Below are 15,630 nucleotides of genomic sequence, written 5' to 3'. Positions count from 1 at the left end.
TAAGACTTCGGCGGCCATGATTGGCCGCGGGCGAGGCGTACAGACGCCGGGAGAAAATCCGATGCCCGATAAAACCTACAAGATAGTCGAAGTGGTCGGCGTCTCCGACCAGAGCATCCATCAGGCGGTGCGCAACGCGCTCAAGAAGGCGAGCCAGACGCTGCGGCATCTGGACTGGTTCGAGGTTGAGAATATCCGCGGCGCCGTCAACCCCAAGGGCGAGCCCGAGTTTCAGGTGACCGTCAGAATCGGATTCCGTCTCGAGGGTGACCCGGTCTAAGTAGTCATCTTCAGAACATGCGCCAGCCGGCGACCGGCAGCGTTGCTGCGATCGCGCGAGGCAGCTCGCGGCGCGGAAAGTAGCGCTCAGGGTTTACCGGCCCGCAAACCGCCCGTCGCAGAAATGATCGAGGCTTTGGCCGAATCGGCCGCCCGAGACCCTCGGTCGGTCGAGCGGCAGGGGCCGCTCGACCGCGCCAAGCGCTCGCGTGGTCGTGTAACGCAAGCTTATGGCGTTGCGTATCACCCTGCGGCTATCATCGTAATTCCAGGAATTATTCGAGGAATTTACGCGAAATACGGGAAGAAATCGGGCGAGCTTCCAGGAGGCCAACCCTAAGTCATGAAGACCTGTCCACGATGCGCCAGGAATTATCCCGACGCGGAATCGTTTTGCGAGGCCGACGGGACCGCGCTCGTTCCCGCCGTGGGAGCGGCGGGAACAGCAAGGATGGCCGACGCGCCCCAGGCGCCGATCGAGTGTTCGGTCTGCGGCGGCAAGGCCGAGCCCGGCGAATTGATGTGCAATTTCTGCGGCGCGCGGCTCCCGGTCAGCGAGGGCGCGGCATCCGCAGGCGATCCCGCGCCGGCACGCGGAGCGGCACCCGGCGGGGCCGGCGCGGGATCGCAGCGCCAGCGTCCCGAGAACTATATTCCCGCGCAGGACAGGCTGACCGCAACCGGTTTCACGCCCCCGATTCCACCCGGCGACGAGGGCGAGGACGAGCCGCGCCGATCGATGACGAGCGTGGTTGGCTACTCGGTCGCCGCGATTGTCGCCCTGGCCGCGGGTGCCTGGCTTGCGATCCATCTGAGTTCAGGCACCGCAGTATCGCCTCCGAAGACGGTCGAGGCTTCCCCGGCGGCGACCGCGAGCCCGCCCGCCGTTGCGGCCGGTCCATCGGTAGATTTGGCGCATGGTGTGCCGGTACAGACGATCGGCGATTCGGCGGCAGCGCCTGAACGCAGCATCGACGCGGCGCGCAAGGTCTTCGACGCAGGCAGGAGCGGATTGCTCGACACCTACCGCGGTCTGCTCGCGGGTGGGTCGCCGATCGATGACGGTATGCTGGTGCGGCTGACCGTGGCGCCAGGCGGTACGGTTACAGGAGCGATGGTGCGGACCTCAACTTCGGCTAACCCGGAACTCGACGCGGCGGTGGTCAAGGCGATGATGGGGTGGACGTTCGCGCCGATAAACGGAGGCGACGTGAGCGCCGAGTATCCGGTCATCTTCGCGCGCGATCCTGCACAAGCCACCGCGATCGATTCCGGACTTGCCGCCAAAGTCGCTGCTCTCGGTCCCGGCTCTTCGCCCGAGTATGCCTTCGCCCCGGCGGCGGCGCCGACGGTTTCGGCACCTCCGCTTGAGGCCACCGCGCCCATCGCGCCCCCGGTGGCGGCGGCGCCGCGGCCTTCCACGCGACACAAACACGTGGCTTCGGCGCGGCCGCCCAAACCCGCGCTGCTCGAGCGGGTTCAGTCGGCGCTGCGCTCGAATCGCAAGCTCAACCGGGTCAACGCCTATACGAACGGCGGGGTGGTGACGCTCTATGGCAAAGTATTCGACGACAACGGCAAGCGTCTCGCCGTGCAGACCGTGCGCAGCGTGACCGGAGTGACCGACGTTATCGATCAGACGACCACCGACACCGCGGTGTGGGCGGCCCAGCAGCAACAGATTGCGCAGGCGCTCGCCAGTGCGGGATTGACCGGCGTGACCGTCAAGGTCATCGGTCGCGACGCATACCTCGACGGCGAGGTTCCGACCAAGCTTGACCGCGAACGCGCCGTCACGATCGCCGAGGGTGCGGCGCCGGTCATCGTGCGCACCAACCTGATTCGAGTTTCGGTGGGCAAGGTGTTTGGATTTTAGAGCACGCGCGGATATTAGCGGCGTTCGATGGATTAAGGCCCCGGCGCGGGCGCGAAATCAGCTTGATCTGCGGGCGTAACGGCGCTCGATCGGTCGCCAGCAACACGGCGTGCTATTGACATTGTTTTCGGCTGACGCTTACACTGGCGATTAGGAACCTTTCCGAGCGCGCGCCTTCAGGAGGCCTCGTTTACAAAATGGCTGAGACTGCGTCTTCGTGCAAAGAGGTCTTCGACAACATGGCCTCCCGGTTCAAGAAGGATGCCGCAAAGGGCCTTAACGCCACCTACCAGTTCGACCTCTCCGGGGATGGCGGCGGACAGTGGCACGCAATAATCGCGAACGAAGCGTGCGAGGTTAAGGAAGGAAAGGCCTCGTCACCCAATATCACCATTTCCATGTCTGCCCAGGACTACCTCGACATGGTCAATGGCAAGCTCAATGGCCAGATGGCCTTCATGACCGGGAAGCTCAAGATCGCAGGGGACATGGGACTGGCGCTTCGGCTGCAAAGCCTCTTCGGCTAGGACCGAGAGCGGCCACATCGTCCACGGTCCACGCGCCAGGTTCGAGCGAGGATCGGGGAGTTCAGAGATAGAACCCGCTATTATTCCGAAAGTATTCCTAAAAATTGCCTAGGCTGGAGTAGCGGCGGCTCGCCGCCGCCTCTGGCGCTCAATGGACAAAAGAAACAGGTGAAGAGGCCGCAAAGCGTCCCGTCTCCTCAGGCGGACCCACAGCCTCGTTCAGTTCAAGGCCGGTCTTAAGAAGCATTTCAATCACCGGACTTAACCGGTGGAGGAGGAGCAGAGGGTTACCTCGATGAGTTCGCAGGATACACAAGACGATATTGACAAACAGCGCGGTTCCACGACCGAGGCCGACCAGAAGAACGACTCGCTGGCCAATAAGCTCTCGCAGGAGCTCAATAACTGGCGGCGGCGGCGAACCACGGCGCGACCCAGGCAAGCCGAACACGACGGCGCAGGCTCCGGCAGCGCGATGCAGTCCGAGTCCGCCCGCACGATCAAGGTTCGGGGTCATGAAACGCTCGTGATTCGCAAGCCTAAGCTGGCAGCCAAGCCCGCCACCGATATCGATCGTTCCAACCAGTAGAGTTTCGGCTATCGCGCGCCGCGCGAGAGGCCAGCGTGCGAGACCGAGGCAAATCGGGCTCCACTTGCGCGCCCGGTCGACGCGAATTGAATCACGCGCCTTCGCGTCGGCAACGCCGAGGTCTGTCTTTTACGAGCGAAAGACCTCGACCGGAGTTTCGCGCGAGGCCTGCTTTGCGGGATAGATCGTCGCGAGGTAGCACAGCACCATCGAGGCGACAGCCACGAGGACGAAGCTCAGCGGCTCCGCGTCGATCGGCAAGGTCGAGATGCCGTAGATCTTGCTCGGGATATGGATGAACTGGTAGCGCGCGAGCGCGAAGCAGGTCAGCGCGCCGATGATCAGCCCCAGCACGGTGCCGGCCGCGCCGACGATTATTCCCTTGAGCTGAAAAATCCATCGCACCTCGGCCGGAGTCGCGCCCATCGCGAGCAGCACGGCGATGTCTTTGCGCTTTTCCATCACCACCATGATTAGCGTCGCGATAAGGTTGAACGCGGCGACCCCGATCAGCAGCAGCAACACCAGCGCGTAAACCCGCTTGAGCATCGCGAACCCGGCCGACGCCGCCTGGTCGTACTCCATCCAGTTGGTTACGCGAAAAGTATGGCCGAGCGCGGCGCGCAGAGCGTCGGTGACCGCGTCGGTCTGGTCGAGGTCGCGCAGCTTCACTTCGATTCCATCGGCCTTGCCCGGGCGTCCGAAGAAGTCCTGCGCCGTGCCGAGACCCATAAAGATCACTTCGCCGTCGATAAACTGGACGCCCGAATTGAAAATCGCGGCGACCCGGAAATCGGCGCTCCGCGTGCTCAGCTGAGAGCCGGAGCCCGCGATTATCGGCGCCACCATCCGCACCGGGTCGCCCGCCTTGACCTTGAGCTTGTCGGCGAGCGTCCCGCCGATCAGCAATCCCGGGGCGGGCGGAGCGGGCGCATGGCCGCCCCCGGCGGCCGTGCCAGGGCGTTCGAGCATCCTGAGCGACGCCGCACTGACATAGCGGCTGAGCGTTCCGATAACGACCGCGCTGTCGGGCTCCACGCCGCGCACCACCACGCCGGACAGCCCGTGCGCGGCGCTCACCAGTCCCTGGCCGATGATGTACGGATCCGATCCGGCGACGCCCGGGGTTTGGGCGATGCGCGCCTGGATTGCCGCGTAGTCCGGGATCGCGCCGCCGAAACTCTGGACCTGCACCTGGGGGCTCAGACTGAGCATGCGCTCGCGCAAATTGGTTTCGAACCCGCTCATCACCGCCAGCATCACGACCAGCGCGGCCACGCCGATCGTCACGCCCACCGCCGTGAACATCGTGGTGACCGAGATGAAGGCGTCCTTGCGGCGTGCGCGCAGGTAGCGCAGCGCGATCATCAGTTCGTAGCGCAAGGGTCAGGCTCCGATAGTAGGGGCCGACGCGTAGCCGCAGCGGCCGTCGCGCACGTTCAAAAGATCACCTTTTGCTCTTTGAGCCGCGCGATCTCGTCCGCGCCGAGTCCGAGCAGTCCGCCGAAGACTTCGTCGTTGTGCTGGCCAAGGGTCGGCGCCGCCGTGCGCAACTCGCCAGGCGTGCGGCTCAACCGATGCGAGAGTCCCTCGTACGGCGACGGCCCCATCGCTTTGTGATCGAGCCAGTGCCAGAAGCCGAAAGCCTCGAGATTGTCGTCGCGATGGATATCGACGCAGTTCTGCACCGGGTAGGCGGCGACGCCCGCCGCCTGCAGCGCCGCCGTGAGCTGATCGGCGTCGCGCTCGCGGACCAGCGCGCCGACGAACTGATCGAGGGCCGCGCGATTTTCCATCCGCGCTGCCATCGTCGCGAAGAGAGAATCGGCCGGCGGATTGCCGAGCACCGCGAGCATCGCGCACCACTCCTCTTCGGTTTCCACCGCCAGCGCGAGCCATCGCTCATGGCCGTCGAGGTCGGCGCATCGATAGGCGCCATGCGGCGCATAGCGCTCGGAGCGATTGCCCGCCGGGCCGGCGACGCGGCCGCTCGCGAAGTAATCGATCAGCGCCGGGGCGAGATTGTGCAGCGCGGCCTCGTATTGCGACATGTCGATATACTGTCCGCGGCCGGTGCGGCGGCGATAGTCGAGCGCAGCGAGCAGCGCGCAGGCTGAAAGGCGCGGAGCGATGAAATCCGTGTATGCGCCGTAGGGCGGGCAGGGCGGCTCGCCGGGCCCGTAGCCGGCGATATGGTAGAAGCCGCTGAGCGCCGCCATCAACTGTCCGAACCCCGGGTAAAGCGCGTTAGGCCCGGTCTGCCCCTGCATGCAGGTCGAAAGCATGATCAGGTCGGGCTTGAGCGTGCGCAGATGCTCGTAGTCGAGCTCCCATTTGCGCAGCGCCTTGGGGGTAAAGCTTTCGGCCACGATATCGGCCCAGGGCAGCAGCTTCAGCACCAGCTCGCGCGCCTTTGGTTTGCCGAGGTCCAGCGTGATGCTCCGTTTCGAGGTGTTGAAGCTCGCGAAAAACTGGCTCGTGTCGATCCCTGGTTTCGCATCTTTCCACGGCGGCGCGAGGCGCAGGATATCGGGCCGCGCCAGCGACTCGATCCGGATAACGTCGGCGCCATTGTCGGCGAGATACTTGGTCGTAATCGGGCCGACCCCGACCCAGGAAAAATCGAGGACGTGAACTCCCTCGAGCGCGTAACGTCTCATCCTGACTGCTCCATTCCCTCGGCCTGGCGTCGCGATCAGATCGCGCCGATCGCGCGCAGACGACTCATCCGTGCGCCGTCGATTCCCAGTAGCTCGCCGAAGACTTCTCCGTTGTGCTCGCCGAGGCGCGGCGCGCGGCGTGCCGGTCCGACCGGCGTCCCGCTGAACTTGGCGAACGCGCCCGGCAGCGTGAGCGTGCGGCCGAGTGTGTCGTGCTCGAGGCGCACGAAATAGTTGCGCGCCTTCAGTTGCTCGTCGTCGGCAATGTCGGCGGTGGTCGCCACGGGGGCGAGCAGGATGCGGCGTTTGATCGCCTCGGCGTAGATCTCGCGCTTGGTGAGGGTATTGAAGAAGCGCTGCACGCGCTCTTCGAGATCCGCGATCTCCTGGTTGTCCTGCGCGGTCGCTTTCATCAGGATCCCCGGCACCCAGGCCCTCCAATCCTTTGCGATCATCCAGTCAGCGGCGAACCCGGCGACCGCCATCCACTCGGCCAGCGCCTTCATCGAGACTGCGCCGACGCCGGGGCCGCCGGCGAGCACGGTCGAGATGTAGCCGTCCTTGCATGCATACACGAGTCGCCGCCGCGTGCCGGTTGCGGTGTAGTACATCCCGGTGCGCTTGATGTAATCGCCGTGCAGTATCGGCATCGCCTGCTCGTTCATCAGGGTCCACAGCACGCAGGCCTGCATGTCGATGGTGACGTGCTGGCCCCGGCCTTCGATTTCGCGCGGATAGTGCGCGAGCAGCGACGCGACTGCGGCCTCGGCGCCCGCGTGCAGCCCGGCCTGCGGCAGCGCCATCTCGAGCGGCGGCCGGCCCTCGTCGCCCATCAGGAACATTGGGCCGCCCGACGCCCACGAGACGATATCGGCGGCCTTGTAGTTGCGGCCCGGACCGGTGTCGCCGAAGGGCGTTATGGAAGTATGGATGATCCGCGGATTGAACTCCGAAAGACGCTCGTAACCAAGTCCGATTGACTCGAGGTAGCCGACCGGAAACGATTCGAGCAGGAAGTCGGATTTGCGCACCAGATCTTCCAGCAGCGCGCGGCCGTCGGGCGAGTCCAGGTTGAGCGTGGCCGAGCGCTTGCCGGCCTGGTAGGCGATGAAATAGAGGCCGCGGTTGGAGTCCGGCAGGTCGTCGAGAAAAGGCGGGATGCGCCGCGTTGGGCATCCCCTGGGCGGCTCGACCTTGATCACGTCGGCACCCATGTCGGCGAAGATCTTGCCGCAGAGCGCGCCCTTTTCGTCGGCGAGGTCGAGCATCCTGAATCCGCTGAGCAGCTCCGAGCTCATCGATACTCCTGTTGCGGGAAAAGCGGTCACGCGCGGACTGGATGCGCGCCGCGGCCGGCGGCTCAGCGGATCGGGCCGGCGGCGGCGCGCGCCGCGCCGATCGCGGTTGCGTAATCCGCATGATCGGGAATCGTGAAGTGCGAGAGCAGCGCATCCATCCGCCTCTGCCGCTGCATGAACCGGAAAACCCGGGTCAGCTTGCCGGTAAGCACGATATCGCGCTGGTCGCAGGCGCGCGCGGTCGCGAAGCTCAGCACGCTCACCACCTCGACGATCATGTTCATGATCGCGAGCGCCTTGTCCTCGTTGGTCGCATCCGCGCTGATCTTGCCGAAGTTGGCCGCGGTGGCGCCGGGCTGCAGGTCGCCGAGCGGGCCGCCCGCGATGTCGCGCACGGTGAGATCGATGCGGCTCAGATCGCCCCGCTCGGCCAGCGCCTCCAGCGTCTGCAGGGTCGAGACGCCGAGCATGTGCTTGGAGAGCCCGCGCAGCGTGCCGCCACCAAGACCGGTGCCGCCGGAGTGCTCGATTTTGTCGCCGTGCACGGAAACCATCGCGGTCCCGGTCCCCAGCGATACCACCAGCGCGTCGGCCTTGCCGCAGAGCGACGTTCCGCCGATTCCGATCGCGGTGAACTCGCTGACCTTGACCACCGGGCGCCCGAGCAGCGTTGCCGAGAGCGCGCGCGAACCCGCTCCCGTCGCCGCCACGCACGCCACCTGGTCGAGCTTGAGTCCGTACACCTCGACCAGCTTGCCGAGCGCGCCGGCCGCTGCCGCGACCGGATCGTTGGCCTCGATCGTAACGACGTGGTAGTCGCCGTTGTCGACCGTCACCGCGTCAGTGGTCGATCCGCCAATATCGATTCCGACAATCATTCAGATGGTGCCGGCGCCCATGTCCGGCCCGGCCCTCAAAGCTAGAATACGCGGGCTCCGCTGGCAAACCGAGCGGCCGCGCGAACGCCGCAAACAGGCGCGTCGGATGGGGCCGGCGCCGCCGCTGTGATACGGTCGAACGATGGGCGGGCGGCGCACCAGCGGCGGCGGCACTAAAACCCCTTCGGAGCCGGGTCTCTTTCCCGCCAGGACGCCGGCGGCGCAGCCGCTGGCCGATCGGATGCGGCCGCGGAGCCTCGACGAGGTTTATGGCCAGGAGCATCTGCTTGGTCCGGACAAGATGCTTGGGCGGATGCTCGCGGCGGGCGCGCTGCCGTCAATCATCCTGTGGGGTCCGCCGGGGACCGGCAAGACCACGATCGCGCTGCTGCTGGCGCGCTGCTCGAGCGCCAACTTCCGCACCATCGCAGCGGTATCGGCGGGAATCGCAGAATTGCGCGAGGCGGTCGAGGAGGCGCGGCGCGAACTGGAGACGGGCGGGCGGCGCACGGTGGTTTTCATCGACGAGATCCATCGATGGAACCGGGCGCAGCAGGACGCGATCCTGCCGCACGTCGAAAGCGGGCTCATCACGCTAATTGGCGCGACCACCGAGAATCCCTCGTTCGAGGTGATCGCTCCGCTGCTCTCGCGCACGCGCGTGCTGGTGCTGCGCGCGCTCGGCGATGAGGATCTCGCGGCGATCCTGCGCCGCGCGCTCGACGACACCGATCGCGGCCTCGGCGCAAACGGGCTTGCGCTCGACGACGAGGCGCTCGCGGAACTGGTGCGCTTCGGCGCCGGCGATGCGCGGCGCGCGCTCAACACGCTCGAGGTCGCGGCGACGCTCGCGCGTGCGGCCGGCCAGCGCGCGATCGCGCCCGAGCACGTGCGCGAGGCGGCGCAGCAGAAAACCCTGCTTTACGACCGCGCCGGCGAGGAGCACTACAACGTCATCTCCGCCTTCATCAAGAGCATGCGCGGCAGCGACCCCGACGCGGCGCTCTACTGGATGACGCGGATGCTCGAGGCGGGCGAGGATCCGCTGTTCGTGGCGCGGCGGATGGTGATTTTTGCGTCCGAGGATGTTGGCAACGCCGACCCGCGCGCGCTCCAGGTCGCAGTGGCGGTGAAGGACGCGGTGGATTTCGTCGGGATGCCGGAGGGTGCGATTCCGCTCGCGCAGGGCGTGACCTACCTCGCGTGCGCGCCCAAGTCCAATGCGTCGTATCGCGGGATGCTCAAGGCGCGCGCCGACGCGCGCGAACGCGGCGCGCTGCCGGTACCGCTACATCTGCGCAACGCGCCGACCGGTCTGATGCGCAAGCTCGGCTACGGCGAAGGCTATCTCTATCCGCACGACTCCGAGGGCGCGCTCAACGAGCAGCACTTCATGCCCGACGAACTGGGCGAGCGGCGGTACTACGAACCGTCGGAGCGCGGCTACGAAGGGCGGCTCGGCGAATATCTGGAACGGGCGCGGCTTGCGCGCAAGAGCGGCAAGCGGCTATCCGAAATCCCGAAGAAATCCGGCGGATGATCGAGCGGCCGCCATCGGCGACCGCGGTCTTCTTGTAATTTCTGTCACTTTGCAGTTGAGCGCAGCCCGCGAACAGTTAAGTCGCGAACAGCAAGTAAGGACCGCGCTGAAACGGGCGTTTCGCCCGAACGGGCGAGCCGAAGTTGTGGTGCGTCGCAAAGACGAGCTGCGGGGCCTAAGCGCCGCTTTCGGCCCCGCGGCTCTAAGACTTTTGCAAACCCGCGACTAGCGCGCTCCGAGCACCGCGTCCTTGAGCGCCTTGGCAGGCGTGAAGCGGAGGCGGGTGCGCGCCGGAATCTTGATCTGCTCGCCGGTGGCCGGATTACGCCCCATCCGCGCCTTGGTCTTGCGCTTGCGGAAGATCCCCAGTCCTGCAAGGCGCAGTGAGCCTTCCTTCTTGAGTTCGCGTACGACCAGGGTGGTCAATTCCTCGAGCGCGATCTTCGCGTCCTTTTTCGAGATGCCTACTTTCTCGGCGAGATGCGCCGCGACCTGCGACTGCGTCATCAGCTTCCTCCTTGTGCGAGTGCGAGTTTCGCAGACCAGAGCCTGAACCACGGTCAAGTCATTTGCAAGCTGCAGCGGGCGCAAAATGCGCGTTTTTCTTAATAACCGTGACGATTTTTCAACAGGCCCGGCTGTGAGCCCTTGGGGCAGAAGCACTTTTTCGTCTCGCGATCGGCGCCGCGCGATCCCGCTTGCGATTTCTGCCCGATGCCGCTGCGCCGGCTGGTGTGATGTCCCGCGGGTAACTTACATATCCGGAAAAGCGTCAAGGTGTCATTCCGAGGGGGTCAGCGACCGAGGAATCCCGGATCTTTATTCGTTTTTCGTGGAAGCCGGGATTCCTCGCTGCGCTCGGAATGACAGCCTTCAGATCTTGGGATGAAACTTATTTCCAGGACACCACTAGTACAGCACTTCGACCAGGCAGAGGCCGGCGGCCGGCGCAGGCGCCGGCGCGAGCGCGCGATCGCGGCTTTGGAGCAGCGCGGCGATCGTCTGGGCCGCAGCGCGGCCCGCTGGTTTGCCGCGCCCCACGTCGACCATCGCGGCCACCATCGTGCGCACCATGTGGCGCAAAAATGCGTTCGCCTCGACCCGGTAAACCAGATGGTGTCCGCCGCGCGGGTCAAGATCATGCTGATCGTGCCAGCGGCTGACCTCGACGCGGCGCAGCGTCGTCTTTTCCTCGGAACCCAGCGAACGGAACGCGGCGAAGTCATGCTCGCCGATAAACGCCGCCGCCGCCTCGTTCATGGCGGCGAGATCCAGCGGCTCGCGCACGAGCCAGGCCGAGTTGCGCTCGAAGGCCGAGCGCAGCGGCCGGTTGAGCACGCGATACTCATAGATACGCAGCCGCGCGTCGCGGCGCGGGTCGAAATTGTCGGCGGCTCGCGCCGCTTCGAGCACGACGATATCCGGCGGCAGGATCGCGTTGAGCGCGCGCAAAAGTTCAGCCGGATCGAACGGCCGCGGCAGCCACACTGCGGCGACCTGGCCGCGCGCATGCACGCCGGCATCGGTGCGTCCCGCGCCGCGCACCCGCGTCGGGACGCCGAAGATTCGCGTGAGCGCCTCTTCCAGCTCGGCCTGAATCGAATTCTGCGCGGCCTGTATCTGCCAGCCCGAGTAATCGGTGCCGTCGTACTCGAGCTTGAGCCGAACCTGCATGTTGCGGTTTGAAGACGCGCCCGCCCGCGGAGACTCCTATGCGGCGCCCGGGGCGGCAACGGCGGAGAATTTCTCCGAGATCCATACGGCGTCGAGCGCCGCCAGGCGTGCGCTGTCGAACGCAGACCAGACCGACACGCCGGTGCGCTCGAGGTCGGGTGTGACGAGGATCGCCTCCTGGCCAATCGCATCGACGATGCCCGTGCCGCCCTCCTTGCCCTCGACCAGCAGCAGACCGGGCGCGGCGCGGAGACGCTCGGCCAGTTTCTCCGGGTTGGCCAGGTCGGGAATCAGCACCGTCATCGCCGAGCCGTGAAGCACGCCGACGTGTACGGCCTCGACCACGAGCCTCGGTCCGCCGCCGCCGAGCAGCGCGGCCGTCTGCGCACAAAGCGCGGCGGCGAAGCCGGGTTCCGCAGGATAAGCGTTGAAAGCGCGCTGGACCTCGCCTTCTTCCAGATTATGCGTGCCGCTCAGCAGCTCGCGCGCTTCGCGGGCGACTTCTCCGACGCTCTCGCGTCCGGCGTCGCTTGCGCCAAGCATCACGGTCGCGCACACGACCGGAGTTTGCGCGCCGGCCGCGCTGACGATCATGGCAAGCGCGTGGGCCGCGGGATGCGGGATCCCTACGGTCTTGCCACGCGCCGTCAGTGCGGCGACGCGTTCGGGCGGCGTGAACGAGGGCGCGATCAGCGGAATCGACGGGATCTCGTCGGGTGCGCGGCGGGCGGCGCTCAGATCGACCAGCAACGGACCCGGATGAGCGCGAACTATCTCGGCCGCCCGGCTCGGCGCGACGGCGAGGAATGCGATGTCGAAACGGGAAAGTTCGGCCGGTTCATGAAACTCGGCGACGCTCAACGCCTCGCCCAGCGCCTCGACGGTCTCGGTTGCGCCGCGCTCGCTCGCAAACAACACCAGTTCGGAGCAGGGGAGGGCGCGCGCGTCGATAAGTTCGACGATCTGCTCGCCGACCGCGCCGGTGGCGCCGACGACGGCGATCCTGACCTCGCGGCCGGGCGCCGCGGCCATCTCAGCTCTCCGCGCCTTCGAGCTTTTCCCGCACCACCCGGCCCATCGCCTTGCACCCCACCACCTTGGTGCCCGAACCGGCTCCGAGGTCGCGCGTGCGATAGCCTTCGTGCAGTACGGCCTCGACCGCCTGCTCGATTGTCTCGGCCTCCGAGCGCATTCCAAGCGAATGCTCGAGCAGCATCGCGGCGGACAGAATCGCGGCCAGCGGATTGGCCTCGTCGCGGCCGGCGATATCCGGAGCGGAGCCGTGAATTGGCTCGAAGAGCCCGATGCGGCATCCCGCGGAATTGAGCTCGTCGCCGAGCGAGGCCGACGGCAACAGACCCATCGAGCCTGCCAGCACCGAGGCTTCGTCGGTGAGGATATCGCCGAACATGTTCTCGGTGACGATCACGTCGAAGTCGCGCGGTCGGCGGATAAGATGCATCGCCATCGAATCGACGAGCTGATTCTCGAAAGCGACGTCCTTATATTCCCTGGCCAGCTCGCCCGCGATCTCGCGCCACAGCCGCGAGGTGGCGAGGATGTTGGCTTTGTCGACGGAGGTCAGGCGCTTGCGGCGTTCGCGCGCCAGTTCGAAGCCGTAGCGCAGCACGCGGACGATCTCTTCCTCGGAATAGACGCAGGTGTCCACGGCCGCGCGGAGGTCGCCGTTGCTGCGCCGCTCGGAGGGCTTGCCGTAGTAGATGCCACCGGTGAGTTCGCGGATGACCACAAGGTCGACGCCATTGATGATCTCCTGGCGCAGCGGGGAGCTCACGGTGAGCTCCTTGACCGCCTTGACCGGGCGCACGTTGGCGAACAGCCCCAGTTCCTTGCGCAGCGTGAGCAACGCTTGCTCGGGGCGCTTGTCGGCCTTGGGGTCGTCCCACTTGGGGCCGCCGACCGCGCCGAACAGGATCGCATCGCAGTCCTTGGCCTGCTTGAGCACGTCGGCGGGGAGCGGAGTGCCGAACTGATCGATCGCATGGCCGCCGGCCACGCCTTCCTTGAACTCGAGGTCGAGCGCGGCATTGCGCGCCACGATCCTGAGCACCTGCAGCGCTTCGCCGACCACTTCGGGGCCGATCCCGTCACCCTTGAGAACCAGAATCTTGTAGGCCATCTATGCTTATGCAGTCCTGGCAGCGGAAATGGGGAGACCGATAAATTGCGGGCAGATTTGCGTCGAGCGCCGTGCGGCCGCTGCAGAGGCGCGGCCGAAAATTCGCACGAATTCAGACCTCGCGAGTCCGGCGGAGCGCGATCTTCCCTTCTTCGACACCTTCGGTTGGGCCACCCGCGTCAGACGCGCGGCCCGACGCCACTAGCGTTTAGCCCAAACGCCGATGCCACGGCAAGTCCCGAGCAAGTTCCGAGCAAGTGCCGCGGCGGGTCCCGGGCAGATCTCCGGCAAGTCCGACGGCTGCTCCGGGTCGTCCGGCTTAGACTCCTCCCTCGGCCGGACGCGGCGGCGCGGCGGACTTTGCGCGGCCCTGCAGGCGATTGAGCGCATTGACCAGCGCGAGCGCGCTCGCCATCACGATGTCGCTGTGGGCGCCCTGCCCGGCGACCGTCATCCCGTCCGACCGCACCAGACAGCTCACTTCGCCGAGCGCGTCGGTGCCGCCGGTGATCGCCTTGACCGAATAGCGCTCGAGTGCGGGCTGCATGCCGGCGAGCTTGTAGATCGCCTTGTAACACGCGTCAACCATGCCGTCGCCCGAGGCCTCGGCGACACTCTCCTTGCCGCCCGCGATGCGTATCGTCACTTCGGCGTGCGGCGTGGTCTTGGCCGACGAGGTCACGCGAACGTCGAGCAGCTCGAAATGGTCCGCGGTGCGCCGCGTTTCCTCGTTGACCAGCGCCAGGATATCGTCGTCGTAAACGATCTTCTTTTTGTCGCACAGCACCTTGAACGCGGCGAAGGCCTTGTTGACGTCGATCGAGGCGGTGCCGATACCGAGTTCCTCGAGCCGGTTGACGAAAGCGTGGCGGCCCGAGTGTTTGCCCAGCACGAGCTTGTTCGAGGGGATCCCGATATCCTCGGGCTTCATGATTTCGTAGGTCAGCTTGTACTTGAGCACGCCGTCCTGATGGATGCCGGCCTCGTGGGCGAAGGCGTTGTCGCCGACGATGGGTTTGTTGGGCGGCACGGGCTGGCCGATGATCTGCGAGAGCAGGCGCGAGGCCGGATAGATCTGGCGAGTGTCGATTCCGGTGCGCACCGCCATCAGGTCCTGGCGCGTGCGCAGGGCCATCACGACTTCTTCCATCGAGGTGTTGCCGGCGCGCTCGCCGATGCCGTTGATCGTGCATTCGACCTGGCGCGCGCCGTTCTTGATCGCGGCCAGCGAGTTGGCGACCGCAAGGCCGAGGTCGTTATGGCAGTGCGCGCTCCAGATCACGCGGTCGCCGCCCTCGACGGTGCGCCGCATGTAGGCGAACATCTCGCCGAACTCCTCGGGAATCGCGTGGCCGGTGGTGTCGGGCAGGTTGATAATGCGGGCGCCGGCGCGGATCACCTCGGCGCAAATCTTGGCCATGTAATCCCAGTCGGAACGCGAGGCGTCTTCGCAGGAGAACTCGATATAGTCGAGATGCTGTTTGGCCCGCGCGACCGCCCAGGTCGCCGCGCTCAGCACGTCCTCGCGCGTCATGTTGAGCTTGTGCTTGAGATGGATGTCGGAGGTCGCGATGAAGATGTGGATGCCGGGGTTGCGCGCCTTGTCCACCGCGCGCAGCGCCGCGTCGACGTCTTCCTCGCGCGTGCGCGAGAGGCTGACTACGGTCGGCCGGCTGACGGCGTCGGCGATTCGATTGACCGACTCGAAATCGCCGGGCGACGACGCGGCGAAACCGGCCTCGATGATATCGACACCCAGCCGCTCGAGCTGGCGCGCGATCGCGAGCTTCTCCTCGACGTTCATCGTGCAGCCGGGCGATTGTTCGCCGTCGCGCAACGTGGTGTCGAAGATGCGGACGTAGTTGGGGTCGGGCAGAATGTCCCGCACGTCATCTCGGACGTTATTCCCGGCTGGGGTCATCGTTTTTGCCATCGGCATCTCTCTCCTCCGTGCGTTCCGTGACGGATGAGCCGCAAGGCCGCACGGCCGGGCAAAAAGAAACGCCCCGGGCGGCCTTTTGGCCCTCCGCCCGGGGCGTTTGGTTCAGGTTTTAGGGTCGCTTCCTTAAGCCTGCACCACGACGCTCCCGGCGAGGGCCTTAATAAGGCCCAGGCTAAGCAGCAGTCCCAGCAGCAGGGTCGGGTAGAGCGACATCGCGATTATCTTAG

Annotated in this window: 14 protein-coding genes; 5 read left to right on the top strand and 9 right to left on the bottom strand. The window is 66.0% G+C overall.

Annotated features, from left to right (window positions below):
• The first annotated feature begins 61 nt into the window (after positions 1-61).
• From VMI09_08925 to VMI09_08910, 4 genes are all read left to right on the top strand, one after another.
• Positions 62-280: a dodecin gene (locus VMI09_08925; protein ID HTQ24807.1), complete on the top strand. Its 219-nt coding sequence runs from the start codon at positions 62-64 to the stop codon at positions 278-280.
• 450 nt (positions 281-730) lie between these two features.
• A complete protein-coding gene (locus VMI09_08920; GenBank protein HTQ24806.1) occupies positions 731-2,155 on the top strand; it encodes a TonB family protein in 1,425 nt (474 codons plus the stop codon).
• A gap of 197 nt (positions 2,156-2,352) precedes the next feature.
• Positions 2,353-2,682: an SCP2 sterol-binding domain-containing protein gene (locus VMI09_08915; protein HTQ24805.1), complete on the top strand. Its 330-nt coding sequence runs from the start codon at positions 2,353-2,355 to the stop codon at positions 2,680-2,682.
• Between the two features lie 295 nt (positions 2,683-2,977).
• Positions 2,978-3,271, top strand: coding sequence for a hypothetical protein (locus VMI09_08910; protein HTQ24804.1), 294 nt, complete (start codon positions 2,978-2,980; stop codon positions 3,269-3,271).
• Between the two features lie 129 nt (positions 3,272-3,400).
• Here VMI09_08910 and VMI09_08905 read toward each other — a convergent pair whose 3' ends face one another.
• The 4 genes from VMI09_08905 to VMI09_08890 all read right to left on the bottom strand — a co-directional run bounded on the left by VMI09_08905 (position 3,401) and on the right by VMI09_08890 (position 8,107).
• Positions 3,401-4,654 carry an ABC transporter permease gene (locus tag VMI09_08905; GenBank protein ID HTQ24803.1) on the bottom strand — a complete coding sequence of 418 codons (1,254 nt, stop codon included), beginning with the start codon at positions 4,652-4,654 and terminating at the stop codon, positions 3,401-3,403.
• 56 nt (positions 4,655-4,710) lie between these two features.
• Positions 4,711-5,931 carry a CoA transferase gene (locus VMI09_08900; GenBank protein ID HTQ24802.1) on the bottom strand — a complete coding sequence of 407 codons (1,221 nt, stop codon included), beginning with the start codon at positions 5,929-5,931 and terminating at the stop codon, positions 4,711-4,713.
• A gap of 35 nt (positions 5,932-5,966) precedes the next feature.
• Positions 5,967-7,229, bottom strand: coding sequence for a CoA transferase (locus VMI09_08895; protein ID HTQ24801.1), 1,263 nt, complete (start codon positions 7,227-7,229; stop codon positions 5,967-5,969).
• Positions 7,230-7,291: 62 nt separating this feature from the next.
• On the bottom strand, positions 7,292-8,107 hold the full coding sequence (locus VMI09_08890) for a hypothetical protein (protein ID HTQ24800.1): 816 nt from the start codon (positions 8,105-8,107) through the stop codon (positions 7,292-7,294).
• Positions 8,108-8,249: 142 nt separating this feature from the next.
• Here VMI09_08890 and VMI09_08885 point away from each other — a divergent pair, with 142 nt between their 5' ends.
• Positions 8,250-9,647 carry a replication-associated recombination protein A gene (locus VMI09_08885; GenBank protein ID HTQ24799.1) on the top strand — a complete coding sequence of 466 codons (1,398 nt, stop codon included), beginning with the start codon at positions 8,250-8,252 and terminating at the stop codon, positions 9,645-9,647.
• Positions 9,648-9,872: 225 nt separating this feature from the next.
• Here VMI09_08885 and VMI09_08880 read toward each other — a convergent pair whose 3' ends face one another.
• The 5 genes from VMI09_08880 to VMI09_08860 form a co-directional block, all read right to left on the bottom strand.
• Positions 9,873-10,154: an HU family DNA-binding protein gene (locus tag VMI09_08880; protein HTQ24798.1), complete on the bottom strand. Its 282-nt coding sequence runs from the start codon at positions 10,152-10,154 to the stop codon at positions 9,873-9,875.
• A gap of 402 nt (positions 10,155-10,556) precedes the next feature.
• Entirely contained in the window at positions 10,557-11,321 is a 765-nt protein-coding gene (truA, locus tag VMI09_08875) for a tRNA pseudouridine(38-40) synthase TruA (GenBank protein HTQ24797.1), read from the bottom strand.
• A gap of 36 nt (positions 11,322-11,357) precedes the next feature.
• Positions 11,358-12,353 (bottom strand): hypothetical protein, encoded by a 996-nt coding sequence (locus VMI09_08870; GenBank protein HTQ24796.1) that lies wholly within the window; start codon positions 12,351-12,353, stop codon positions 11,358-11,360.
• Position 12,354: 1 nt separating this feature from the next.
• Positions 12,355-13,461: a 3-isopropylmalate dehydrogenase gene (gene leuB / locus VMI09_08865; GenBank protein HTQ24795.1), complete on the bottom strand. Its 1,107-nt coding sequence runs from the start codon at positions 13,459-13,461 to the stop codon at positions 12,355-12,357.
• Between the two features lie 319 nt (positions 13,462-13,780).
• Complete coding sequence (locus tag VMI09_08860; protein ID HTQ24794.1) at positions 13,781-15,400, bottom strand: 2-isopropylmalate synthase; 1,620 nt, start codon at positions 15,398-15,400, stop codon at positions 13,781-13,783.
• Positions 15,401-15,630: the final 230 nt, after the last annotated feature.

The organism is Candidatus Binataceae bacterium, assembly GCA_035500095.1.
Classification (GTDB): Bacteria; Desulfobacterota; Binatia; order Binatales; family Binataceae; genus JAKAVN01.
Note: the sequence above shows the minus strand (reverse complement) of the source record. Positions and strands in the feature narration are given on the sequence as shown.